The sequence below is a fragment of the Arenibacter sp. S6351L genome, assembly GCF_023016025.1.
Classification (GTDB): domain Bacteria; phylum Bacteroidota; class Bacteroidia; order Flavobacteriales; family Flavobacteriaceae; genus Arenibacter; species Arenibacter algicola_B.
The window spans coordinates 21,995-47,629 of sequence record NZ_JALKBB010000024.1; the positions used below are offsets into that span (position 1 = coordinate 21,995).

The following is a 25,635-nucleotide window of genomic DNA, read 5'->3' on the forward strand; positions in this document are numbered from 1 at the left end:
ACATTTTCGACCCTATTGTTTCTATAATCAAGGGACAATCTTAATTGCAATTTTTTCGCAGACCCAACAATTAGGTATTATTCACACATCCACTTTTTTGGTTTACCCAACACTTCTCAAAGAACTGGTTGCACCTGCTTTTTCCTTCTTTAAAAAATGAATGAACAGCAACATGAATGCCGCACTGCACAATGCCAATAGGGCAATTATATACCAGGTATACCTATATCCCAAATTCGCCACTAAATTCATTCCGATACTGTGCCCAAAAATATGGGCTATGGAGAACGAAATGGAGTAATAGGCCATGTATTGTCCTTGGTTTCCCTTTATGGATCTATTTAGGGCCAAGGAATTGGAAAACGGAAATACGATCATTTCTCCAAATGACATAAGAATCATACCAATAATTAAGGCACCTATCCATCCGATGAGATTAATTACAATGAAGCTCATTGCCGTTAATAACACCCCAATAAGGATGAGTTTGGACATACTATTTTTACCGCCTTCCAACCATTTAATCAATGGCATTTCAAAAATAAAAATAAGAAAGCCGTTCAAGCCTAGGAGCAGGCCGATCTCTGCCTCCGTTAAATGGTGCACATCTTTGTAAAACAAGGGAAGGGTAGATAACAATTGAAAGAATGACAGCCCAAACAATGCCATTGCCACCAAAAGGATCATAAAGGCCTTATCCGTGTAAGCCTCTTCTGGATTTGCCACCTTTATTTGCTCAATAACCTTTGCTTTTCTAGGATTAAGAATTTTTAATAATAAAATACCCGCAATAAAACAGGTAATGCCGTCTATCCAAAACAGTCCCCCGTAACTTAGGGCAAAAATAATGAGGCCACCCAAGGCAGGTCCCGCAGAAAAACCTAAATTTATGGCCAACCTGATCAGCGTTATGGAGCGCGTTCTATTTTCTGGTTTACTATAGGAGCTTAATGCTACAAACATGGCCGGACGGAACATATCTGCGATGGCCATTAGAACTAAGACTCCAACACAAAAACCAACAAATGTTGTAATGTACTGTAAGAGGATAAATGAAACTCCTGAGGCCAATAAGCTTATTACCATCACCTTGTAATAGCCTATTCTATCCGTTAATTTTCCTCCCAACCAAGAGCCGATCACAGACCCCAAGCCGAAAAGTGCCATGATCCAACCCACATCCGAAAGGCTAAAGTTTAAACTTTGGGTAAGGTATAGGGAAAGAAATGGTATAACCATGGTACCGGCCCTGTTAATAAGTGTAATAAGTGCCAGCCACCAAACTTCTCTGGATAGTCCATTAAAGGTGTTAAAATAACTGGATAATAGCTTTCTCATTTTTGTCGTTAATTTTTAATCCCACTTGGTATAATGGTATATTCCTACATTGGTGATCGATACGAGATAATTGTTACAGATTATCATCCCAATAATAAAAATTTGATTCCTTGTTCAACGCAAATCCGGTTTTTGAATATAGATTATTGCCCTTTAATTGAATATTTTCGTTTCCAAAAACATCCCGCTGGCAGATGTCTCTTTTACTAATTGCTTGGTCCTTTCAATTAAATGTTTGGAGATTGAAAGTACCCCTTAATTTGCTTTTACCAATAAATCATCCAATAACCATAACCTTTTTATTCCCGTAGATGAAAATAATAGGTAAAGTTGCGTGAAAGCGGTTAATTAGTATTATCCCTGATATACTGTACAAATTTACCCTACCATTGATTTATTACAGTAGGTGGCTTTCTCAAAATCCCTGATGTTTATGGAAATAATGGGAACTTCGGGAAACATTGATTTCAATTCAGAAACTATTTTTTTTGATAAATCTTTTTTTTCGGGAATGCTTCTTCCTTCCATAATATTGGCGAAAACGTGCATAAAGTCGTCCCTGGTATTGCCTATCGTATAGTATTCAAAGGGATTGATCCTTACCTTGATGTCCCCGGCTTCAAAAAGACCGGATGCTTCAGCGGTATCATAAACCCTCTGAATGATTTCGTTAGGAGCTTTTTTGTTTAAAATGTTTTGCGAGCAATCAATTACAAAGTGTGGCATACTATTATTCTTTAGATTATTTTAGGCAAGTCCAACCTGCTTTATAAGGAGGTTGAACTTGCCATACTTTTTTTCAATTCTATTTGGTCAGGCAGTTTGGAATAATTCTTCCTTGGTCTTTCTTATTTTTAATCTATTCTGGGATTTATCGGAAGCGGATCTATACCCTACAGGGGCTATCACGGCTGCATTAAGGCCCAGTTCATCCAATCCCAATATTTGATTATAGGCCTGGTTGTCAAAGCCTTCCATGGGACATGCGTCTATTTTTAGCTCGGCACAGGCAATAAGAAGATTGTTCAAGGCCAGATAGGTTTGCTTTTCCGACCAACTTTTTCGTTCCTCTGCCGACATCTTGGCGATGATTGACTTAATGGATTCTCCATATTGTTTTATCCCATCGGAAGAATTGCCCTGTGTAGTGATAATTCGTTCTACATAATCGTCTACATGCCTATCATAATCTAGGGTGTAATTACAAAAAACAAACAACTGGGATGCGTCGGTAATTTGCGATTGATCCCAAGAAGCTTTTCGCAGTGCTGCCCTGATTTCATCGTTTTCAATGATCAATACTTTATAAAGTTGTAGGCCATAGGATGATACGGAAAGCCTTATGGCTTCTTTTAGAAATTCCAAGTCTTGCTTGCCTACCTTTCTTTTTGGGTCGAACATTTTGGTGGCATATCGCCAATTAAGGTGATCAATTAAATTCATTTTATACTGTTTTAATGTTTTACAAAATTTTGAATAAGGAAATCTTCTTGAAATCCGGTTTTTAGATATAGTCCTTTTGCCATGGAAGACGCTTGTAGGGTGGCATAGATTGCACCTTGCTTCTGGGCCAGGTACAACACATAATTAAGTAGGTCTGCGGCATATCCCTTTCGTCTATGGTCCGGGACAACACCAATGGAATGAATGCCTGCCGTATTGGGATTATCTCTATAAAGAACAGCTGTCCCAATAGATCGGGATCCATGGTTCCCAATGAGATAGTCCACCCGACCCATGGTGAGTTCTACTGTTTTCGGGCTGATAAAGTATCCAAAGGCTTTAAGGAAAAGATTGGACCACAGTACAGCGGAGCTGGCATCGCTTACCTTTTGGAAGGATAATCTATGCGTTCTATTGTGGGTGCCATTCAGCTGTAAGGACATTCCGGTCAATTCATTTTTTAAGGAGAAACCACGGGACTTTAATAGTCCTTCCGGCACAATGTTTTGCCATATGGGAATAGTGATGCCGTCACTTTCACACCTAGTAAGGATTTCCTCCAATAGCTCTTGGGTTGGAGGCCTATGAAACCATAATTTATTAGGCCAATCTGATTCTACCACGGTGCTGATGGCGTAATTGGCATCGCTGATAAATGTACCGTCCTTAAGGCCTGCGAAGCTCCATAAGCTTGTAAGATTTTTAATGTTTGCTGTAATCAAATCCATAATCATTAATATTTTATCAGTATTACTCCTAAGGTCATCACTATCATTCCCATAACTTTTTTAATGGTCATGGGTTCCATGGGCATTCCGAACCAACCAAAATGGCTCGCTATCGCTGCAAAAATTATTTGACCACTTAGTCCAAAAATTACCGCTGTAGATATCCCAATACGTGGAATGATGTAGTAAAAGAGCGTAACTGCCAAGAAACTTAAAGCCCCTCCTGTAAACCACATATAGGTGGGTATAGATTGTATTTGGTCTATACTTGGAAGTTCGCGGACGGTCATGAAAACTGCAATTAGTGTAAAACTTGCACTCATTACCAAGGCAGCGGTGGTAGCTAGCAAGGTGTTGTTTAGCAGTATCCCGAGCCTAGCGTTAATTCCACCCTGGATTACGACCAAAATACCTACCGAAAACGAGAGAAGTAATAGTGATGAATTGTTCATGGCTTACTTTTTTGTGTTAAAAGGGATGGCAAGGGGCCGCATTGGAGATCCGCTTGCACCCCTTAATTTTAGGGATGCCGCAATAAATGCAAATTCATAGACCTCATCTTTGGATAGCTCTTCCAAGGATAGCTGCTCTATGAACATTACCCCTTTTTCGGCGAGTAGATAGGTGTGCACAGGTACCCAATTGTCTTCCCGTTCTGGCGGAAATGCCTCAAAACTAAGGTTATCGGCACCCAAGAGCATAATTCCTTGCTCTTCTACCAACCACTTAACGGCCTCAAGGCCAATACCTGGATAGTTATCTAGGTAGTGTGAGGCATCTTCGTAGAATTCGGCTTGGCCGGTTCTGATCAAAACAACATCCCCGCTCTTTAGCTTTATACCCTGTTTTTTAAGAGTGAGCTGTAAGTCTTGGGAGGTGATGTGATAGTTTTTTGGAAGGGGTCCTTTTGCATCCGCCACATCCAAGAGTACTCCTCTGGCAATAATTGGAGGAATAGTTTCTGCTCCGGTCTTCTTCCAGCCTTTGTTTCCTAGGTATTCCTCTGGGGTAAATCCGTTCCATATTTTCCCATCCAGGCCAAAGTGGTTCAGGGCATCTATGTGTGTGCCCATATGGGTATACAAGGAGATGGCGTCCCCGGTATAGCTTACCTTTCTGTTCATTTCCTCTCCTAGGCCATTGGGATTGTCCACTATAGTGCCGTGTGGTGTATGTGTAAGCCAATACTGGTATCCCGGATCTCCCAGCGAATGAAAACTGGGCATCCCAACAAAGTATTCTACACTGAGGTCGTAGGTCTTTCCAGAGGATATTTTGGAGAGTACCTGAAGCTTTGAAGCTTCGGTCATCATATTTAGGGTGCCAATTTGATCCTGTGGTCCCCATGGGCTTTTACCCACTGTTTCTTGTTGTTGCCCTCTCAACATTAACTGAAAAAAGAGCAGGACTGTAATTAAAATGTTCGTTCTTTTCATGGTTTAAATAATTTGTTTGTGCAAATATTAAAACCATGTGGAACTATTTCATTAAGGTATCTTAAGAACGCTAATAATCCCTTATGTTTTTCCGGATGGAGCTTAGGTGCTCAGGGGTCACCCCCAAGTAGGAGGCAAGCATATATTGAGGAATCTGTTGTTCTATGTCTCTGTATCGCTCAATAAACTCAAGGTAACGTTGCTCGGCAGACTGACTCATATTATTGATCGTTCTTTCCTGTAGGGCAACATAGCCATTCTGTGTTTTGATACGGAAAAATCTATCCATCATATGGATTTTATCAAAGAGTTCATTTAATCTATCCCTATGTATTTGAAGTACGGTACTCTGTGTAATGGCCTGAATGAAGAATGTTGCAGGTTTTTGGGTGAGATAGGCATACAAGTCGTTGATCCACCATCCACTTATCCCAAATTGTAGAATATGTTCAGCACCCAATTCATCTAGGTTATACAGTTTTACGCATCCTTGGGAAATGAAGCGCATATGGTTGGAATATTCCCCGCTTTGAAGTAAAAATTGTTTCTTTTTAAGATGGACCGGTTCAAACGATTTCTGGATCAGCTTGGATTCATCTTCGGTAAGAGGTACTAATTCCTTAATATTTCCAATGAGGAGGTCATTCATTATTCACAGATTGGATTACACTTAAATTTATAAAGTTAAACGTCGAATAAAAATATTATCAGTTAATTTCTATAATCAAGGCGGTATTGTCATGATCTAAATAACCGTGACGGTTGATTGGAATAAAAATAGTTAATTAAGGTAAACGACCATAATGCTGTTGATCTTTTTCGGTTTATATGTACCCATTGTTATTTCTTATGGTGTATGTGGGAATTTAAGTTTTAAGTATAGACGGGAAATTTTTTTTTTGTTCTTTATCCATTTTTATTCAACTAATCCAAGCTATAGTTCCACAATTTTTAAATAGTCAGCTTTTGATATTGTTGTATCGCTTTAGTAAAGTTGCCCTCCCCAGTAAATTGGGATTTATCGGTTCCAATTCTCCTTGTCTATCCGAAATATATTGAAGGATTTTATCTTTTTTTCGAATGTCATTCCATTTCTCAAAGCGACTTTTTCAGAGCTTAGGTTATCTATGTGAATCATAGAGATCAATGAATCAGCAAAATTATTCTCAAAAGCATAATTTTTACATTTTTTAGCAGCTTCAATGGCAAAACCATTTTTCCAAAACTCTGGAAGGATAGAGTAACCTATTTCCAATCTCTCCCTATTTTCAATGTTTTGCACTAGGAGCCCGCATTGACCAACAAGTCGGTTTGTTTTTTTATCGATCAGCACATTCATTCCGCCCAGATCATTTTCGTATCTATGAAAAGCTTTGTCGAACCAAATCTGGCATAATTCCAGTTCCGTTAGTTTTGGATCAAGGTCTAAATATTCCGCAACATTATCTGCCTTAAATAAATGCACCCAAGAATCGAAATCCTCTGATTTAAGTAGTCTAAATTTTAGCCTTTCGGTTTCCTGTCCTGTAAGTAGGTATTTCATTTGTCAGCAAGTGTAACACAAAGATAAAGGATCATGGTAAATATGTCTTTTATAGCCTTAGTATAGTAAATCCAAATTATTTCTGTAGTTCGGATACTATTGGTGTAAAGCCCAAGAAAGGCTTCATAAATACAAGGCTAGGGTTGAAACCTATTCTTAGAAAAACAATTGAAAAAAGATGGAAGACAAAAGGCGAATTTTTTAAACAGTCATTGATTATGTGGATCAGGTCACCAAAGTCCAAATTTATTTATTGTCTTTTCTTGCAATTGAAATTCAGTAAATAATTAGGTGCAAACAAAAAGAGAAATGAAAAAGGATCTACAGTGAATTAAATTTCTCAGAAGATATTTCCTTATATTTAATGGTTTGTATATCGCATGACATATTTGGTGAATATCAAAACACTTTAATAAAATAGTTAATGAGTATGAACCACTTCAAAAAATCAATAAAATCAATTGTCCTTATTTCCCTAGTTGGTTTAAGTTTTCTATTCAGTTGTAATTCAGTAAAAATTAAGGAAAATTCCAAAAAGCAGTTTACTGTTGCTCCGGATTTATTTAATCGTAGAGCAATGGTCGGACCTCAGGAGGATGGTAGCCATGTAGTTGCTACTTCACAAATAATAAATCCTGCTGGTAATACGGTAGTTTTTCCTGGAAGGCCTACTGATCTTGCTTTAAATAATGCAGAAACTATTGTAGCTGTAAAAAATAAGAGTGATTTGACATTCTTGGATGTAAACAGTCAATCCAATATACAAACATTGGAATTGCCCAAAGGCGGTAATACATTTGCAGGTATTGAATGGACGTCAAATGATTCTATTGTTTGGACTACCGACACCGAGGGTGTTTTAAGGTCGGCCATATTGGGTGAGAATGGGTTTAATTGGCATAAAGAAATTAAATTAAAAGGTCCTGAAAAGGAAGATAACAACAGGTCTTATCCTGGTGGTTTTGTTATTGATGAAGCCCAAGATTTGATTTATGTAACCCTTAGTCGCAATAATAGTCTTGGAATTGTGAACACAAAAACAATGGAGTTGGAAACGCAGATTCCTGTTGGAATTGCTCCATTTACTGTAATTATAAAAGATTCAAAGGCTTATGTAACCAATTGGGGAGGGCGCACTCCAAACTCGGAAGATATAACAGGGTTAACCTCTGGGTCAGATGCTGTTATTGATCCCAAAACGGGTATTGGTTCTTCAGGAACGATTACGGTAGTTGATTTAATAAGTAGAACGGTGTTGAAGGAAATCGAAGTTGGTTTGCTTCCATGTAATATGGTATTGTCAAATGACGCGTCAAGGTTATATGTTGCCAATGCCAACAGTGATGTCATATCTGTTATTGATACCAAACAGGATGTAGTATTAAAATCCATAGAAACAAAACCTAGTGCAGAACTACCTTTTGGGAGTGCTCCCAATGCTCTTGTTTTGGATCCATCAGGGAAATTATTATATGTAGCCAATGGCGCTAATAATTTACTTGCCGTAATAGACCTTGAAACAGATAAAGTAACTGGATTAATCCCTACAGGATGGTATCCAGGGGCCGTTGTTATGAATAAAGCCGGGTCAGGGTTAATCGTGGCTAATGTAAAAGGCACTGGAGGTAGATGGGAAGAACGTTCTAAAATTCCTAAGGGAGGTTATAACTCACATGATCATATGGGGTCTGTCTCCTTTATACCGGTTCCTGGAGAGGTGGAGTTAAATAGCTATTCATTGCAGGCGGCCTCTAATATGAGACTTCCAAAAATAATTAACGAATTGAATATTGAAGCTGCTGAAGAAAAAGTGGTGCCTTTGCCAACCCGTCCGGGAGAAAAGTCTGTATTTAAACATGTGCTTTATATTATTAAAGAAAACCGCACATATGACCAGGTATATGGAGATCTTCCTCAAGGCAATGGAGATGCCGGTTTATGTCAGTTTGGGAGGGAAGTAACCCCCAACCAACATGCTCTTGCAGAGAAATATGTTTTGCTGGATAACACTTATTGCAATGGAGTGCTTAGTGCCGATGGACATATGTGGGCTATGGAAGGATTTGTTACCGATTATCTCGAAAAAAGTTTCGGAGGTTTTGTTAGAAGTTACCCCTATGATGGAGATGATGTCTTGGCATATTCTTCGGGCGGTTTTATATGGGATAAAGTTTTAGATGCAGGACTTTCTTTTCGCAATTATGGCGAATTTGTTGCTGCGGATATAGAACCAAAAGATGCCACCTGGACCCAGCTTTATAACCAATTTAAAGCAGGTACCAATGAAATAAAGATCAGGGCAACTACAGAGGTCAAGTCTCTGGAGCCTTATCTTTGCCCAACCTATGTTGGATTTCCGGGAAAAGTACAGGATGTTTACCGCGCAGCTGAGTTTATAAAAGAATTAAAGGAATTTGAAAAGAACGATAACTTTCCGAATTTTACAGTAATGCTTCTACCTAATGATCATACAGTGGGTACCAGAGCTGGATATCCTACACCTAGAGCAACTGTTGCAGATAATGATTTGGCGTTAGGGCAAATAGTAGAAGCGGTAAGTCATAGTAAATTCTGGGCAGAAACGGCCATTTTTGTTATTCAGGACGATACTCAGGCAGGTTTAGATCATGTAGATGGCCGCAGAACAGGTGCCTTGTGTATAAGTCCGTACACCAAAAGGGGAGAGGTAATAAGCACTCACTATAATCAAAATAGCTTTCTCCGAACTATGGAATTGATTTTGGGATTATCGCCTATGACACAATTTGATCTATTAGCGGAGCCATTGGTCGATTGTTTTACCAGTGAGCCAGATTTTTCTCCCTATACAGTGATACCTAATAATATTAAATTGGATGAGATGAACCCAGAGTTGTCTTCGATTTCTAATGAGAAACAATTGTATTATGCACAAAAATCAATGGAAATGCCACTAGATGATATTGATGAGGCAGATGAAAGCATTTTTAATAGGATAATTTGGCATTCCATAAAAGGCTATGACGTAGAGTATCCAATTTTGGTCAATAATAAGGATAAATAGAAAATTAGAGATTTACTTTCGTTCCCTTAGCAAGTTTTGTAATAAGTTACATTCGGAGTTAAATCAGCAGATAATAGTTGAATCCAACCCGTGTAGGTCTTGAGTTTTATTTCCTCAAAATTACCTTTACTGGAACATGGGTGATCACTATATTTGGTTACAATAACTTTGCACCATAATCCTTTGACTTCTTGGGTAAGTTTTATTTCCAATAAATCTCCTTTCAAATCTAAAATTAGTTCAGAATTTTCTGAAGGATTTTCCCTTAAATGGAGACCAGGTTCTTTTGCATAGTACCCAATTACTTCCGGACTTTGCTCAATGAGGTATTGCATCCAATTAACAATTTGCAATCCCTTATCTTCCAACTCTGCTACTTTAATCCAATAGCCATTTTGTAATTTAACAAAATTTGGATGTTCATCAATGTATAGCAGAGCTGTAATGTCATCGCCTATTATTTTTATATTTGGATGTTCTATTGGTTCTAATCCCCCTTGCGCTTTAATGAATATTCCCTTTGATTTATTTTGACGATCTTTTCCGGAGTCTTGAACAATTCTTCCTTGAACTTCACCATTGGGTTTGTTATAAATCTGGATGCCAGACTCCGGAACATAAGCACAACAAAAATTAGAGACGTTAGCTTCTTTGGGTACAATTAGACCCTTAGTAATTTGGGCATAAAAAGATTGACTTAAAGTGAAAACGGCAATAAAAAGGAGTTTTAATTTCATTGGGTTACAAGTTGAATCTGAATAAAAGGATTGCCCTTTGGCTCAATAATCATTTATAAAAGGCGTGCAGCCTATTGTAAAAACTGACCTAAAAGTATTATTTTTTAAGTGAACTACTGTATATCTATGAGAAAGACATTTAAGCCAATAATACTTCTTGAGCATTAGACTTGCGCTTTTTGCATAGCAGAAGTTATTAATATGACCCTTAATTTCTTTGGGTTAGATTTAATCACCGCACCTATTAAAATATTTTTCCGTAACTTATTGTACACTAAACATATACGATCATGAAAATTAAAAAGGAAAGCATTCCGACCACCATGCAAGCACCAGGTACTACAATGCGGGCTCAACCTGATTTTGGAGGAATGACCGTTTGTTTCAATGAATTACCAAAGGGCACCGATTTCACACCACTCTTACAAGGTTTGAATAATGACAGTTGTCATTGTCCTCATTGGGGATATATATTGGAAGGTGCTTTGTTAGTTATCTATGATGATGGAAAAGAAGAATTACTCGAGAAGGGAGATGTTTTTTATATGCCATCAGGACATACGGCTATAATTCAGAAAGATGTTAAAATGATTGATTTTAATCCAACAAAAGAATTCAACGAGGTAATTACCCATGTTGGAAAAAAAATGGCTGAATTAGGAGGATAAATCTCATTCAATTTAACTCCAGCTATAACAGGGCAGGTTAGTAGAATTAATATACTACGATATTTTTTATTAGTATATATTGGAAACGAAATTCCAAAAGCAGCTGCTCCTGAGAACTGTTTCATACTTGGATGAAAATAATAGGTGAAAGCAATATCAAAATTGTGGTTGGGTCCCAATTCCAATCCAATAGAGCAGGGGACGTGAACAATTTTGTGGGGATTTCATCTAAATGTACAGGTGGTTTTACCAGTGCCTTTTAAGTAGTCCGTATTATAGTTTGGAAGTTTTTTGTTACAATGACTACCTATCATATCTGTCCCACCGATTCTTCCAATCATTCATTACATTATATCGCCATTTTCCTATAGTCATTTGGCATTCGGCAGGAGATTTGTCAAGATCAATATAGTAATTGGGATGAGTATTTTTGTCTGAATGCCTAAACTGTCCGCCCCAACTTTCTTGGGTGGGGTCATCAACGTTTCCCACACCACCAATTATAGGAGACATTAAATATAACAGTGAAGGGCTATCTCCTTCCTTTAAACTGTTTTTGGGATAATTGGCCAATGGAAAGACATCACCGCATTTTTCTTGAAACAAGCCATCGTGGGTAGAGCCGTGGTTACGAATATTGAAATCGGTGAAACTGGTATAGGACCATTCTCCATCTTGAATTCCGGACTGATAAACACCACGAAAAGTTTCATGTTTGCCCCTTGGAAGGATTCCGTTTTCAATCCACCATAATTCAGGGTATTCATTTTCCATGAAGGTATATACAAAATTCCTGCTTACGGGGTCATGTAGGGTGTTGGAAGAACTGATATAGTAGATCCTTATTTTATCGGCAATGTCAGGAGCATCGTAAAGTGCCTGGGCAGTTGTTGTTAAACTTCCCCACACCAATATCCATATTGGACTTTCCTTCGTATAATTTTGGGCTGTTTTAATTATCCATTCAGAACCTTCTGTACTTTGGTTATCCGAAGGACCTCCTGGTTTTTTCGCTCCCGATTTTATGATGGAGAGCAAATCTTCCTCCCGCATTAATTGTCGGTAACCGTTTTTACGCAAATGTTCAACATCTATCCTCTTGATCCAATTTTCAATGAGCCTTGTATGTTCTATGGTATCCCAAGGGTGGTGATCAATATCTGAATTGGGCGTTGCTACAATACCTTTTATCTTGATTATATCAGAATAATGCACAGCTCTGAACAATGATTGTATATCATCGGGATCACCTCCCAGATCTGTATCAATAATGACATCAAAGGTTTTGTTTGATGTTGACTCTTGTGCATTCGCAAACAAGATGGTTGTCAACATAATCAGGATATATACCCTATAATATCTCCCAATCTTGGATATTCTTTTCATTTTCAATTGTTTATGAGGCTATTGTGTCTTCCAAATAAGGGTTCCATTTAATAGAAGTAGCGGTATTTAAGTATCAATCTTGAGGTCTTAAAGACAGATGTTTAATTGAAAATAGTACGTTAAAAAATTTGTTTAATAAATACATCATCAATTAAATAACTCGAAAGCTTTTGTTTTTCATCGGCACCCTTTAAGGGTGGCATTTCCAGTTCGTTGGGAGTCTTCCTGCTTGGTATATCGCGATAAGCCCCCGTTCTAAATGAAATTCTTTCAGCAGATTTTACAGCCACTACTGCAGCTAAATTATCTGCTACTGGCTTATCATTGATAGTAAGGGAATAGGAACCCAAGCCACGGCTGTCATAATTTATTTTGCAGGAATACCATTTATTGACCTCGAACTTCAGTAAAGACATCATTTTAGCCCCATTTGCAGCCTTAATATAACCATCCGTGTCAAATGATATTTGTACAGGTCTGTTGCCATAACGGTCAGTAATGTCAATATCGAACTGGGTAGTATCCATTGCTTTAACTTTCAACTTAAAACTTGCTGTAACTACTTTGCTTTCTTCAAAAACACGTATCGCCCTGCAATAATCATATGGGTCCATGTCCTTCATTTGCAAACATTGATTGCCGTTGTCTTCTTTGATCAAACTTGCTTTTGCCCAGATTGGCGAATAAATGTTCCAATCTGTAATATGTCCAATGATGTCCATATTTTCAAAGTCATTGGTAATGTCTTCGTCCACTTTGTATTTAATAGGTGTAGGAATACGGGATACCCACATATCCTCTTTATTCATGCTGTAGGTCATCCACATGTCCGTACCTGGAGGGTTTCCATTACCTGGCGTAATGCCTCGCATATAACAGGGGCCGAAATCTTTCCATATGCCATAGAATCGCCTGGCAGGAACTTCTCCTTGAACGAGCAGCAGATCATCATAGAGAATACCGTCATCACTACTTATAATTGCCATGGGAAAACGATACTCCGATTGATCTACAGGGTTATATGAAATTGCATATCTGTCATCTTCTGTTCTTTGCCCCCACATTTTACCTCCGGACATGACTAAAGAATTTACTTTCACAGGGTCTGAAAAGGTAATACCCCCATCGTTGGAAAGTGATGCAAAGGAGTGTTTAAAAAGTCCCACTATCTTTCCATCTTTCCTTACATGCCAATTAAAAGCCTGTTCAGAATTGTTGAAGGTGTAAAAACCATCAACGCCATTATCCTCTTCAAACCATTGTAGGGTCATTAATTTATCTTTCAAAAGAGAATCGCAAGCTTCTAAAAATCCTTTATCTGTTGATTTTTTAAAGAATGGATATGAGGTGTTGGATTCATTCCAATTTGTTTGGCTATCATACCTTATAAAATAGATGGGACCCAAGCTCCCATCTTTATAAATTTCGCGTACTACACGCCCTATACCATTTTCCCGGAACGGATCTTCCGTGTGACCATAAAAAGCCAAGGTCAGCAATCGGCCATTGGGTGCAACATAAAAGCCCATTCGCTGATGCATCATATAACCCGTTGATCCCTCCGGGATTTTAACTCCTTCCTGAGCTTTGTAAGGAGGAAAAATCACTTTGGGAAAACTCCAGTCTTTTCCATTCTTGGAAGTAATCAACATTGTTTGCACGGGTGATCTATGCTCATCGGCTTCACCACTAATATATTGTTGGTAGAATTGACCATTCCAATAGGCTAGGTTGGACGCATGACTATATGTCCATCCATATCCATCACTTAACTCTGGATGTGTACGGTTTGCTCGAAAGGTTTGAATATTTTCGACACCAATGGCATATCTTAAGCCCGCTTCGTGGGTAAAGGGGTCAATATGTGTGCCGCCAATGTAGCGTATAGGTTCGTTTTCACTGCCTGTTTGGGCTTTCGAAATTTGACAAGACATTATAATTAGGAAAATAACACAGTTTATGGCTATTATTTTCACTAGAGTAGCTAAATTTAAAATTGTAGTTGGGTATCCAGCTTTCATTGGTATGTATAAAGATTAATCATTTATTTTATTCAATTTGTTCAGGGTTTTTACCATCCAAGTTTACTCTTAGATTGTTTAAACCTTCAAAGCGCTGGTTACAACGTGGTGACCGGACAAATATTTTGAATCTAAGATAGCAAATACCAATTAATTACTTTTACCATTACTTGATTAGCAAAATGCATGGAAAAGTAAAAATACATTGGAATGGATATTAAGCTGATTTTGTAGTTTGCAGTGCCAACTAGAGTGTTTATGGAGAATGAAAGAAAATAGAATAAAAAGAACAAAGAAGCCTTGGCCCACCAAAGCGGCTATGGAACAGGTTTATGAAATGAACCTGTGGGGCGGAAACGAATCTGATTTTTATTCCGGCGCAGGGTCACATCACCCAGAAATAGTAAACCCTTATATAGCTGTACTAACATTGTTCTTGAGCTCGTTTAAAGAACCCTTAACCGTATGCGATTTAGGTTGTGGGGATTTTAATGTTGGAAAGGAATTGGTAGGGCATACCAGGAAGTACATAGCCATAGATATAGTTACAGGGCTTATAGCCCGTAATAGGGAAAAATATAAGGCAGATAATTTGGAGTTCCATTGTTTGGATATCGCACTTGATGAGTTGCCTTCTGGGGATTGTGCTATATTGAGACAAGTGCTTCAACATTTATCCAATGAGGAAGTACAAGGTGTAGTGGGCAAGTTGTACAATTATAAATATGTTGTTTTAACGGAACATTTACCTGAAGGGGATTTTGTACCCAATAAGGATATTATTTCTGGACAGGGAATTAGGTTAAAAAAGCAAAGCGGTCTAAACTTATTGGCCCCACCATTTAATTTAAAAGTAAAGGAAAAAAAACCATTATTATCCCATGTTTTAAATGATGGTAAAGGGGTAATAGTGACTACGCTTTATAAAATATAATAGTATTAAATCTTGTTGATGTACAAGGTAGGTGGCCCAACCAAAACACTCTGCACCTTTAGTGCAGAGTGTTCTGGTTAATTGTTGGCAAGCTTTACCGGACATCCAATAGCCTTGGTAAAGCTGGGATTTGGTTTTTCGTCCTTTTCCAAAGCTTTAATGGCATTTTCAACATATTTTACCTTTACATCTTCAGCAGATCGGGCATTATCATCAATAGTGCCTATATATTGTACCTTGCGTTCTTTGTCCAATATAAACACGTGTGGTGTTCTTACAGCACCATATTGCGGTGCTATTTTTTGTCCTTCATCTGCCAAATAAACAAATGTAAACCCTTTTTCCTTGGCCCTTTTTTGCATTGCCCCATAACTTTCATTTTGGTTGGATTCACTTACGTTGGGGTTGATGGCTATTACAGAATATCCTTTGGGAGCATATTCATTGTGCAGGGCAATTAAACGATTCTCATACATTTTAGCGAAAGGGCACTCATTGCAAGTAAAAACTACTATGTATCCTTTGGCATTTTTTATGTCGGATAAGGAAAACATATTTCCATTTACATTTTTAAGTTTAAAATCAGTGGCAACATCTCCAATTTTATAACCTCCAATTTCTTCCAAGGTCTTGGTTTGTTCAGGATTATGCCCGCCGCCACGAGGTGGACCTTTTCTGTCTTGGGCGTAGGAGCCAACAGTTATAAGGAAACTGCTCGCCATAAGTATTGCCGTAAAAAATACATTGTTCGTTTTCATAGTTAATTGTCTTTTATAGTTTTATTTATTTCGTTTTCTAAATCTTGAAGATTTGCAAAAGCGCGTTCGTGATAGGAGCGATTTTTGTTATTGAATATAATGGTAAAGGGTATTGCTCCAGACCAATTTGGGTCTATCTTGTCTATCCAACTGTTGGCATCGGGGTCATCCAACAACACAACTTTAGATGTAATCCCCTTTTTCTTTAAAAATGGTTTTAGTTTGGTTTCGATATTTTCGGGAAAATCAAGACTTACCAATAGAATCTCCACATTTGGATTATTGGCTTCATACTCCTTAAGTATAGGTAATTCTTTTACACAAGGAGCGCACCACATGGCCCAAAAATTAACTATATGGACCTTATCGGAATTGGTATTTAAAAGAGGTTTTAAGGATTCAAAATTGTAAATAGGGATATCTTCATTGCTAGACAAATAGGTCGATTCCAATTCTGAATTTTCTGTAATAAATCCATAGCATAGGGGAAGAAAGGAAACGGCTAAAAGAAGGATACTCTTTTGTAACTTCATCTTAAATAAATATCGTCAAGTTTTTCATTTATAATTTTAGACTATTAAAAATAGCAAAGGTTTAGCCTGCCTTGAAGTTTTTTTTATCTCCAATGCTGTGAAATTATACTCTCTATTTTCTAACTGTCCAAAGCCAAACCAAGTGGTAGGAGGGAGGTTTATTTGCTAAACTTAAATCATAAGATATTAGCGAAGGCTTTGGTAATTGATCGAGGCATTGGCAACATTTAGGTTTTACCCTATGCAGTGGCTTGGTTGCCATGGTCCCGGTTTACGATTCAGGAAAATCCGTCCAAATTTTCCGCATTACTTAAAGTATTATAGAAAAGTGAACAGCACTTCGCTGGGTCCATGTACAGAGAACTGGATCCGGACACTTATCTGATAAATATCATTGCTGTGCCGTTTTAAATAAAATATATTTGAGCATACAAGTTCAATTATGACACGAAGAATACTTTGTCCTACAGATTTTTCCAGAAATGCCCAAAATGCAATTAATTATGCAATTGCACTCTTCAAGAATGAAACTTGTGTTTTTTATATTCTCAATACTTATCATGTTGAAGGCTATACCATGGAACTTACCTTTACCAATGGTTTGGAGGAATCCAAAAAAAAATCACTCGGCGGCTTGCAAATTGTTCGTGAATGGGTAACTGCTGATAAGCCTACTGACCATAAATTCCACACAGTATCAGAATGTGGTTATCTCATAGACATAATGAAAACCATAGTGGACAAGGAGGGTATAGATTTAGTGGTTATGGGCACTAAGGGAGCTACGGATTCTAGAATGGATATCTATGGGAGCCAAACCGTTCTTGCCATGGAAGAAATTAGAAACTGTCCGGTACTTGCCATACCGTCAAAAACTACCTATACAAAAATAAAGGAAATTGTTTTTCCAACGGATTATAGGACTACCTTTAAAAGACAGGAATTTCAATACCTCGTCGATATAGCAAAAATTTCCAAATCATCAATAAAAGTGTTAATTGTCCTTCCTAAGGATGAAATAATAGATGATCATCAGATCAATAATCAAAACCTCTTAAAAGATTATTTTGAAGGATTGGACTACTCATTCCACACTATAAATGACAAGGATGTGCAATCAGCGATCAATGCATATATACATAGTAGTGATAGTGATATGGTTGCATTTATGAATAGGAGGCACAGTTTTTTTGGTATGATTTTGTCACGGCCAATGGTAAAAAACCTTGGGTATTACACTACTATTCCGGTTCTGGCTTTACACGACTTTAAAAGATGAGGATTTAAGCACTACAATGGAAGCCAACAGGAAGCCTTCAACTGCATACGTGGAGTTCATTAAAAAGACTACAACATTTTATAAAGAAGTACTAATGCACGTAGGTAAAAGGACTGTTTACAAAGAAGGTATTCGATAGGTTATTACTAGGGATGACCAATATCATATTATTTTAGCCAATAGTTGGATATTTTTAGAGTTCAAACCTAAAACAGTTTTTTATGAGAATTTTAATTCCAACAGATTTTTCAGAATTATCCAAAGTAGCTATCAAGTATGCTGTAGATATGGGCAAGGACCTGGAGGTAAAACTTTTTTTACTTCACGTAATAGACACTAGTGCGCCTTCAAGGGCCAGAGTGGGTTCCAATAAACTTCAAGAGGCTATAAAAACTAGTTCCGAAAGGGCGATGAAGGAACTTTTGGCGTCTATTAAAAAAGATATTAGCCACAGTATTGATATAAGCTATGAAATTACCTCTGGCACGTCCATAGGAAAATATGTTGAAACGGCTGCCTTGAAAAATGATATCGATATTGTATGTATTGGAACCAAAGGTGCCAGTGGTCTAAAAAAGATTCTCTTCGGAAGTAATGCGGCTGGTATAATAGAAAACAGTAGCATCCCTGTTCTCACCATTCCTGAATTTGCACGCTATAAGGGTGTCAATAATATTGTATATTCCAGTGACTTTTACAATCTTGAGAAAGAGCTTGATTTAATTATTCCATTTGCAAAATTAATGGATGCATGGATTCAAATTCTTCATATCGATAAGGACGATGAAGGTTTTGAAGGGGATCTGCAACAAAAAGAAAAGAGTTTGATAAAGGATTTTTCTTATCAAAAAATAAAAATGACCGAACTAAAAATCAACTCCGTTGTATTGGGCATTAATAAATTTGTTGCCGACGTTGACGCGGATATGGTAATCATGTTTACCCACCATACCAACTTTATAGAAAAGGTATTTCAAAAGAGTGTCACCCAAAACACGGCATTTCAAACTAGAATACCCCTTTTTACTTTTCAAAAGGAGTCATAACCCTAGAAGAATACTATCTGTTCCAGTACTAAATAGTATTACTGTTTTTGGCTAGTTCAGGGAATAGAAAGGTATAGTTAAGGGGTAGTATGGTACGGAAACCGGTCAAGGCTGGTTTAAGTACCCTCAGAAGGCCAGCTCTATTGTATAGAAAAGCATCAAAATTACATATTATGGGATAATTCGACTTCTAAAAACACGGTGTTGGGGATCCGCGAATTTCAAAGGTCGATGACGCTTACTTTATCGTAATTAGAGTCCAATAGAATAAAATATTGACATGCATTACCTAAACGAAAGCCACATCCTACTTTTTATTGTGCAGATCCTTGTGCTGCTTGGGGTTGCACGAACCCTTGGTGTTATCTGTGAATCCTTAAAGATACCGGCCTTGGCAGGTGAAATTCTAGCCGGTGTTATTTTGGGGCCAACCCTTCTTGGACGGGTATCTCCAGACTTGCAGAACATGCTTTTTCCTGATAGCGAACCCCAATACATAATGCTGGAAACGGTTTCTTGGCTGGGGGTCTTTTTTCTTTTACTATCTTCTGGGTTTCATGTAAATGTAGGGCATGCGCTCCGAAGTGGTCGTGCATCCATTTTCATCGGTATTGTTGGAGTGCTATTTCCCATCGCCATTGGCTATCCAATTTTTAGCGCATATGACCCTATTTATTGGGGTGAGGCAGCTACGGGAATCACATTTCCCCTGTTTTTGTCGGTAGCCTGTTCTATCACGGCCATCTCCGTTGTGGCACGTGCCTTGGGCGATCTTGGAATTAGTAAAACGCCGCAAGCGTCCCTAGCCCTTTCTGCCTGTGCTATCAATGACATTTTTGGATGGTTATTGTTTACCGTGGTGATGTCATTGGTAACGGCCCATACAATGAGTGTCATGGATCTGGGTGGTAGGGCATTGCTTGTAATTGCCTTTATCATTATAAGTATTGCCATTGGGGCCAAAGTTTTAAACTTTGCGTTAAAGCGTGTCCAAGCTACTTCATTACCACAGCCCGCAGCAGCACAGACCCTGATTGTAAGTGTTGGTTTGCTTTGTGGAGCCATCACTCAGTGGATGGGAATACATGCCATTCTGGGATTCTTTCTTGCCGGTACCATGGCGGGAAGTGCCAAAAGGGTAACAGAGGATCTTCGCAATAGTGTCTCCGATACCTTGCACGCTATTTTTGTACCCCTCTTTTTTGCAACACTTGGGATTAAAATCGACTTCTTGGCCGGACTGGAACTATGGCCAACGGTTATATTCTGTATAGTTGCTATTTTGGGAAAATTTATAGGTGCCTGGTTAGGGGCAAGATTGGGCAAACAAACCCAACAAACATCTATTTTAATGGGCCTTATCTTTATTCCGGGAGGCGCTATGGAGATTGTAGTTGCTACACTCGCCATTGAACTAGAACTCATTGGACAGGCAATATTTGTGGCTATCGTATTTTCAGCGCTTCTGTCCTCAATTCTCGCTGGCCCCCTAATTGGAATCCAATCACGTCGCTTAGGGATTGGGAAAAGTGAAGTGAATCCCAGTTAGAAAATTAAGGAATTGTTTTACAACTTTAGGGTAGGAGAATACAAATTTTTAACTCAGAAAGGTTGTCAATAGTCAGGCGAATGTTGATTTACAATTAATAAGGGCTATTGACCTGGGCTATGGTGTAAAACCAACTCCACTATGGTTCAAACCTAACAATAGCTTGAATTAATAGCAAAACTTTAAGGTATGAACGAAGAAAAGGAAGAGGTAGGGCTAAAGAAACAACTGGGTACAATGCAAATACTGCTTTACGGTGTTGGGACCATGCTTGGAGCAGGTATTTATGTATTGGTGGGCAAAGTAGCAGGATATTCTGGAACATTGGCCCCTCTTTCTTTCCTCCTTGCCGGGGTTTTGGCAGGATTGACCGCATATTCCTATTCCCTTCTTGCTCCGCGGTTTCCGAAAAGTGGTGGGGAGATAATCTATGTGAATAAGGCATTCAATTCAAAACGATTGGCCTCTTTGGTGGGGTGGGGCGTAATATTTACAGGGTTTATTTCCGCTGCTGCCATTCTCAAAGGATTTGTAGGCTACTTGGATGTGTTTATAGAATTCCCTGATGCTATTGTCATCATTGTTAGCATGACACTACTAAGTTTACTTGCCATATGGGGTATAGGGGAATCTTTAAATGTGATCGGTATAATAACCCTTATCGAGGTTGGGGGGCTACTATTTGTCATTTTTGTGGCCGGCATAGATATGGAGAAATTCACATCGCAGTTTTCCCAAATGTTCATTACGGCACCTGGTTATGATATATTCGCTGTGTTTCAGGGCGCGTTCTTGGCCTTCTATGCCTTTGTTGGGTTTGAAGATTTGGCAAATGTTGCCGAGGAGGCCAAAGACCCGAAAAAGAGCATGCCTATAGCTATAATGGGCAGTTTGTTCATTGCCTTGTTCCTGTATATTGCCGTCGCTGTAGTCGCTGTGATTGCCTTGCCACTGAACGAACTTTCTACTACCAATGCACCTATGGCGGAAATAGTAGCGAATAAGGGCCCACATTATGCCTATATTATAAGTCTAATTAGTTTGGTTGCCGTTCTAAATGGAGTATTGGCGCAGTTAATAATGGGCTCCAGGGTCCTTTACGGAATGGCCGGACAGAACAACGCACCCAAATTGTTTCATAAGGTACATAAGAAGTACCGTACTCCTATACTGGCCACTATTGCCATAGGCATTGGTATTGTTGTACTAGCTATTTTTGTTCCTATTGTTGAACTGGCCAATACTACCAGCTACGTAGTTATAAGTGTTTTTGTAATGGTAAATCTATCGCAGACCAAGTTGGCTGTTAACGATTACGGGAAGAAGAAATGTTGGGGGAATCGGAAGTTTTTACTGCCATTGTTTGCTGCTCTACTATGTATTGTTTTTCTTGTTTATAAGATACTGGCCGAAGTGTAAGTTACCTAAATAACCTGAGTTCAGTTAATTTTTAGTAATTAAGAGCTGTTAGGGTTAATGTTGTTCGGCCGAGCCAGCCCACAAAGCAGGTGCTCCCGGCAGCTATCTAGCGAGATCTCATTTATTTTAAGCTATAATTGTCCAAAACGACTGGACTGCCTTATAAGATTAGCATTATTAAATATAGAGGTGTTTGATATACGGAGATTACTGAATCTAGTTTCTACCACATTACTCAAATTCCCAACGTAATCAATTCCTTTACTTTATGGTAGGTCAATGCAGCTTTAATACATTCCTTCAATTCCACCTTTGGGATTTTCTGATTTAATTGAAATACTATGGCCCGTTTACCTTCGTATTGAAACTTGTGGTTGAAAACCAACCTAAATGTATCTACCAATCTAGTTGAGCAATGAAAATACATGGCGTACTGGTCCGGTGCTTTTTCTTTCCAGTCCATTCGCAGGGTACTACCATCTTTGGTTACAAAACTTGGTTCTCCCCATTTCAACGTTTCTTCCAATTTATAAAGCCCATCGGTTTCTTCCGCTGCTTCAATGACCAATTCTCGTAACAATTGCATTTTATCCCTAACAAAGTCGGGATAATTTGCAAAGACCGCAGCTACTTTTGGGTCGGTGATCACTTTCAGGTTCCCCATTTCATTCGTTTATTTCTTTTTTACAGGTTGCCAACGCCTAATGCCTAACACTAATTTGGAAGTAAGTTACGGTTTTGTCCGCATATATTAAATAAGACGTTTTTCTACAATACAGTTATGCTGCATTGGTCAAAAATGCAAAAGTGCGATGTAGTATTTACTGTTGTAAACCTGTTTTGGCGATGACCGTATTATTTACGATTAAGAAAATTATTCCCCTTTTCAAAGAACCTCTATTGGTATATACGTTGCCATAAATTACTCTTAACCTTCTAGGATTTTCATGTTCTTTCTCCGACACTATTAGACATTGCTGCCTTTCCCTTCTTTCACCCTATGGGTTGTTTTTGAAACAGTATCATAGATTAGTAAGCCCTCGCTTTGGCTATCGAGTTGTCGTATTGAAATTCCGTTAGCGTCCCATATTGATGTTTGTCCGACACTTAGGTAATTATCACAATACCCTATACAATTGGCCATTAATACTGGTATTGAATATTGGTTCCCAATGTTTGGATAGTACGCATATGCTTTTTCTATTCCGGCCTGTGATTTCGCCACACTGGCCAAATATACATCAGCCCCCATTTCCCGAGCATTTTTAGCGTGTTGAGGCTGTAAGGATTCGTAACAAATGGCAAGGGCAATTTTCGTGTTTTTTATGGTCAAAATAGTCTGTTCGCTTCCTTCAACGAAATATGGCTTTTCGTCCGGATGCAGTATTTGTTTGGAGTAGGTTTGCCGTGGAAGGTTAGGTTGAAAAATAATCAAACTTATTAAAATTCCGGATTCCGATAGGGTAGGTACACCAACTCCAATGGCAATGTTGTCCGTATCGCTAATTTCTTGAAACACGTCCAATCTCACATCATTTTGGTCGGTCGCAAAATCCTTTGCAAGTTCCGGTTCGTAACTTAACAAGGATAATTCCGGAAAAACAATCAAGTCGGTTTTTTCGGAAACGGCAAGTTCTATCCATCTCAAATGGTTTTGAATATTGGCCTTTATATTTCCTTTTTCCGATTTTGTCTGTGCAATACAAATTTTCATCGTATTTGCTTTTTTGAAATTAATATTCCAATTGAAGTGCCTTTTTTGATTTTAACCTATGTCGTCCGAGAAATGTCCTTTGTGCTTGCCTTTTGAAAATTTCTCTTGGTTAAATTCTGTTGATCTACCTTTTGGAATCGTCAAACTTTTCCATTCACTTCCTTTGATCATTTTGCCTATATAAGCTATTTGTCCTATATGATAGGAATAATGGGCCAATTGTCTATTTATCGCCTCGATTATTGAATGCTCTTGGTTCCTGATATAAACCTTGGTGTCAAAATTTTCTTTATTAATAGAGGCTAGTGCCTCAAACAGGCAATTCCAAGCATCATTCCACTTGGATATAAGTTCAACTTCTGATTTTATTTCGGATTCAAATTCCGAATCACGATTTCGCCATTCTTTTTCTCCGTCGGTGGTTAAAAAATTTGTCCAGCGCGATTTCATATTTCCCCAAAGATGGTTCACCGTAATTGCAATGGAATTGGACTCTTCATTATAATTCCAAAAGAGGTCTTTTTCGTTTAGTTGTTCAAAGGTTCGCTCTCCAAGGGATTTATAATATTCAAATTGCTTCCTTACGCTATTTAGATATTCAATTTTCATAATATTTTATTCAAATTGGCTACCCGGTACTTTATTTAAATGATTTAATTCCTTTTCCATTAAATGAAGTACCTAGATGCTCAATTATAATGACCTTTAATTTACTAAAAGTTGTTTTCCTCTGCCATTTTTACGACACCAACAATAAGGATCAAATTGGCAAAGCGGCGTTGTTCCCCTGTTTGAATAATCAATGTGGTGGCAGGTTCCCTGATTTTATCGTAGAAAGCCCAGCGTTCCATGCTTTCCCAACTTACATCACCCAATATTTTTTTATAAGCATCGTGTATTTCGGCGCTTGCTTCTGCAGGCTTTTCCATGACGATAGCACCTTGAACAGGGCAGACTTCCAGAATACCTTCAAGCACCGTGAGCGCATCCAATAGTCCTGGGCGAAAGTTGAGGTGTACAGTGGTGGAGTTTGGACCTGTCATGGCACCGACCGGTAAATTTCCGTCTGCAATAACAACTTGTGCAAAATGCCCTGATCGCGCAAGCACTTCCATGATTGTAGGATGTATTACCGGAGTCTTTAACATAAACTTATCCTTGAAAAAAAATTAATATTAAAACACTGGGTGTTATTTGGCTCCCAGTATTTTCTGTTTTTTAGCGATTAGGTGCATTTGGTTTAGTGTTTAGTCTAGTCAAATCAAGGAGGAACTACATATTGTAGACGCCGCCATTGATGTCCAGGGTAGCACCGGTAATAAAGCCGTCGTATTCGGAGGCCAGAAATAATACTGCCCGCGCCACGTCATCTGCGTTACCGGCTCGTTGGATTGGAATACCTGCCGTTGTTGCAGCCGCTGATTCTTTTGTCGTATGAGTGTTGTGAAATGAAGTACCAAGGATAAGACCTGGAGCCACCGCGTTGGCCCGAGTACCTTGAGGTCCCAATTCGGCTGAGAGTGCCCGCGTAAATGTAAGGATAGCACCTTTGCTGGTAGAATAAGCCAATGATCCCGGGTGACCTCCTTTACGCCCGGCAAGTGAGGCCAAATTAACAATACTACTATTGTCATTTTTGGCTAGAAAAGGAGCCGCAGCTCGTGTCACGAACATCATAGAGGTAAGGTTTATGTCCATTACTTTGTGCCAGAATTCGGCCTCCATTTCGCTCAGCATTTTACGGGCAACAAGTGAACCTGCATTATTGATCAGTATGTCCAGACCACCAAACGCTTTTACTGTTTTTTCCACCAATGCATTCGCATCGGCCTCCTTTGTTAGGTCACCACTTATAGCAACCGCCTTTTGTCCTTTACCAATTGCATATTCCGTTAATTGGTCCGCGGTATCGGCACTGGAAAAATAGTGGATGGCAACATTGGCTCCACTATCAATAAAGTGTCTGGAGATTGATTCGCCAATTCCTTGAGCTCCAGCAGTGATGAGAACATTTTTTCCGGTTAATTTATTATTGTTTTTCATATTGTTCCTAAATCAAT

At 38.5% G+C, this 25,635-nt stretch carries 25 protein-coding genes; 7 read left to right on the top strand and 18 right to left on the bottom strand.

The genetic code is table 11. From position 1 onward, the window contains the following. Positions 1–102: 102 nt before the first annotated feature. From MWU82_RS17425 to MWU82_RS17460, 8 genes are all read right to left on the bottom strand, one after another. The gene (locus MWU82_RS17425; protein ID WP_247097392.1) at positions 103–1,338 is read right to left on the bottom strand and encodes an MFS transporter; all 1,236 of its coding nucleotides are present in this window, start codon (positions 1,336–1,338) and stop codon (positions 103–105) included. A gap of 378 nt (positions 1,339–1,716) precedes the next feature. Further along, on the bottom strand, positions 1,717–2,064 hold the full coding sequence (locus tag MWU82_RS17430) for a 5-carboxymethyl-2-hydroxymuconate Delta-isomerase (RefSeq protein WP_215948903.1): 348 nt from the start codon (positions 2,062–2,064) through the stop codon (positions 1,717–1,719). 87 nt (positions 2,065–2,151) lie between these two features. Further along, positions 2,152–2,781, bottom strand: coding sequence for an NAD(P)H-dependent oxidoreductase (locus MWU82_RS17435; protein WP_247097394.1), 630 nt, complete (start codon positions 2,779–2,781; stop codon positions 2,152–2,154). Positions 2,782–2,792: 11 nt separating this feature from the next. Beyond that, positions 2,793–3,509: a GNAT family N-acetyltransferase gene (locus tag MWU82_RS17440; protein ID WP_247097395.1), complete on the bottom strand. Its 717-nt coding sequence runs from the start codon at positions 3,507–3,509 to the stop codon at positions 2,793–2,795. A 5-nt stretch (positions 3,510–3,514) separates the two neighbouring features. Further along, positions 3,515–3,961, bottom strand: a complete 447-nt coding sequence (locus MWU82_RS17445; RefSeq protein WP_111624591.1) for a DMT family transporter — start codon at positions 3,959–3,961, stop codon at positions 3,515–3,517. 3 nt (positions 3,962–3,964) lie between these two features. Then, positions 3,965–4,945 carry a cyclase family protein gene (locus MWU82_RS17450; protein ID WP_247097396.1) on the bottom strand — a complete coding sequence of 327 codons (981 nt, stop codon included), beginning with the start codon at positions 4,943–4,945 and terminating at the stop codon, positions 3,965–3,967. A gap of 70 nt (positions 4,946–5,015) precedes the next feature. Beyond that, positions 5,016–5,594 (bottom strand): Crp/Fnr family transcriptional regulator, encoded by a 579-nt coding sequence (locus MWU82_RS17455; protein ID WP_247097397.1) that lies wholly within the window; start codon positions 5,592–5,594, stop codon positions 5,016–5,018. A 369-nt stretch (positions 5,595–5,963) separates the two neighbouring features. Then, entirely contained in the window at positions 5,964–6,488 is a 525-nt protein-coding gene (locus tag MWU82_RS17460; RefSeq protein WP_247097398.1) for a GNAT family N-acetyltransferase, read from the bottom strand. Between the two features lie 424 nt (positions 6,489–6,912). Here MWU82_RS17460 and MWU82_RS17465 point away from each other — a divergent pair, with 424 nt between their 5' ends. Further along, the gene (locus MWU82_RS17465; protein ID WP_247097399.1) at positions 6,913–9,531 is read left to right on the top strand and encodes an alkaline phosphatase family protein; all 2,619 of its coding nucleotides are present in this window, start codon (positions 6,913–6,915) and stop codon (positions 9,529–9,531) included. A gap of 26 nt (positions 9,532–9,557) precedes the next feature. Here the strand turns inward: MWU82_RS17465 and MWU82_RS17470 are convergent, their stop codons facing one another. Continuing rightward, positions 9,558–10,268 (bottom strand): hypothetical protein, encoded by a 711-nt coding sequence (locus tag MWU82_RS17470; RefSeq protein ID WP_247097401.1) that lies wholly within the window; start codon positions 10,266–10,268, stop codon positions 9,558–9,560. A gap of 290 nt (positions 10,269–10,558) precedes the next feature. Here MWU82_RS17470 and MWU82_RS17475 point away from each other — a divergent pair, with 290 nt between their 5' ends. After that, entirely contained in the window at positions 10,559–10,936 is a 378-nt protein-coding gene (locus MWU82_RS17475; RefSeq protein ID WP_215948911.1) for a hypothetical protein, read from the top strand. Positions 10,937–11,239: 303 nt separating this feature from the next. Here the strand turns inward: MWU82_RS17475 and MWU82_RS17480 are convergent, their stop codons facing one another. Both MWU82_RS17480 and MWU82_RS17485 read right to left on the bottom strand, forming a co-directional pair. Next, positions 11,240–12,322, bottom strand: coding sequence for a nucleoside hydrolase-like domain-containing protein (locus MWU82_RS17480; RefSeq protein ID WP_247097402.1), 1,083 nt, complete (start codon positions 12,320–12,322; stop codon positions 11,240–11,242). Between the two features lie 119 nt (positions 12,323–12,441). Continuing rightward, positions 12,442–14,256, bottom strand: coding sequence for an exo-alpha-sialidase (locus tag MWU82_RS17485; protein ID WP_247097404.1), 1,815 nt, complete (start codon positions 14,254–14,256; stop codon positions 12,442–12,444). A 352-nt stretch (positions 14,257–14,608) separates the two neighbouring features. Between MWU82_RS17485 and MWU82_RS17490 the strand changes: the two genes are divergently transcribed. Continuing rightward, positions 14,609–15,277, top strand: a complete 669-nt coding sequence (locus MWU82_RS17490; RefSeq protein ID WP_247097405.1) for a class I SAM-dependent methyltransferase — start codon at positions 14,609–14,611, stop codon at positions 15,275–15,277. A 77-nt stretch (positions 15,278–15,354) separates the two neighbouring features. Here MWU82_RS17490 and MWU82_RS17495 read toward each other — a convergent pair whose 3' ends face one another. Together MWU82_RS17495 and MWU82_RS17500 are read right to left on the bottom strand one after the other, a co-directional pair. After that, positions 15,355–16,035 carry a thioredoxin family protein gene (locus MWU82_RS17495; protein ID WP_247097406.1) on the bottom strand — a complete coding sequence of 227 codons (681 nt, stop codon included), beginning with the start codon at positions 16,033–16,035 and terminating at the stop codon, positions 15,355–15,357. Positions 16,036–16,037: 2 nt separating this feature from the next. Continuing rightward, the gene (locus MWU82_RS17500; RefSeq protein WP_215948915.1) at positions 16,038–16,568 is read right to left on the bottom strand and encodes a TlpA disulfide reductase family protein; all 531 of its coding nucleotides are present in this window, start codon (positions 16,566–16,568) and stop codon (positions 16,038–16,040) included. A 442-nt stretch (positions 16,569–17,010) separates the two neighbouring features. Between MWU82_RS17500 and MWU82_RS17505 the strand changes: the two genes are divergently transcribed. From MWU82_RS17505 to MWU82_RS17520, 4 genes are all read left to right on the top strand, one after another. Beyond that, on the top strand, positions 17,011–17,847 hold the full coding sequence (locus MWU82_RS17505) for a universal stress protein (protein WP_247097407.1): 837 nt from the start codon (positions 17,011–17,013) through the stop codon (positions 17,845–17,847). Positions 17,848–18,068: 221 nt separating this feature from the next. Further along, entirely contained in the window at positions 18,069–18,893 is an 825-nt protein-coding gene (locus MWU82_RS17510) for a universal stress protein (RefSeq protein WP_215948917.1), read from the top strand. A 280-nt stretch (positions 18,894–19,173) separates the two neighbouring features. Then, positions 19,174–20,442 carry a cation:proton antiporter gene (locus tag MWU82_RS17515; protein ID WP_247097409.1) on the top strand — a complete coding sequence of 423 codons (1,269 nt, stop codon included), beginning with the start codon at positions 19,174–19,176 and terminating at the stop codon, positions 20,440–20,442. A gap of 189 nt (positions 20,443–20,631) precedes the next feature. Continuing rightward, the gene (locus MWU82_RS17520) at positions 20,632–21,861 is read left to right on the top strand and encodes an amino acid permease (RefSeq protein WP_247097411.1); all 1,230 of its coding nucleotides are present in this window, start codon (positions 20,632–20,634) and stop codon (positions 21,859–21,861) included. Between the two features lie 235 nt (positions 21,862–22,096). Here the strand turns inward: MWU82_RS17520 and MWU82_RS17525 are convergent, their stop codons facing one another. From MWU82_RS17525 to MWU82_RS17545, 5 genes are all read right to left on the bottom strand, one after another. Then, positions 22,097–22,525, bottom strand: coding sequence for a DUF1801 domain-containing protein (locus MWU82_RS17525; RefSeq protein WP_215948920.1), 429 nt, complete (start codon positions 22,523–22,525; stop codon positions 22,097–22,099). Between the two features lie 303 nt (positions 22,526–22,828). Next, on the bottom strand, positions 22,829–23,575 hold the full coding sequence (locus MWU82_RS17530; RefSeq protein ID WP_247097413.1) for a carbon-nitrogen hydrolase family protein: 747 nt from the start codon (positions 23,573–23,575) through the stop codon (positions 22,829–22,831). 51 nt (positions 23,576–23,626) lie between these two features. Then, the gene (locus MWU82_RS17535; protein ID WP_247097414.1) at positions 23,627–24,184 is read right to left on the bottom strand and encodes a DUF1572 family protein; all 558 of its coding nucleotides are present in this window, start codon (positions 24,182–24,184) and stop codon (positions 23,627–23,629) included. Positions 24,185–24,288: 104 nt separating this feature from the next. Then, a complete protein-coding gene (locus MWU82_RS17540; RefSeq protein WP_215948923.1) occupies positions 24,289–24,723 on the bottom strand; it encodes an RbsD/FucU family protein in 435 nt (144 codons plus the stop codon). 124 nt (positions 24,724–24,847) lie between these two features. Then, positions 24,848–25,618 carry a glucose 1-dehydrogenase gene (locus tag MWU82_RS17545; RefSeq protein ID WP_247097417.1) on the bottom strand — a complete coding sequence of 257 codons (771 nt, stop codon included), beginning with the start codon at positions 25,616–25,618 and terminating at the stop codon, positions 24,848–24,850. Between the last annotated feature and the right edge of the window lie 17 nt (positions 25,619–25,635).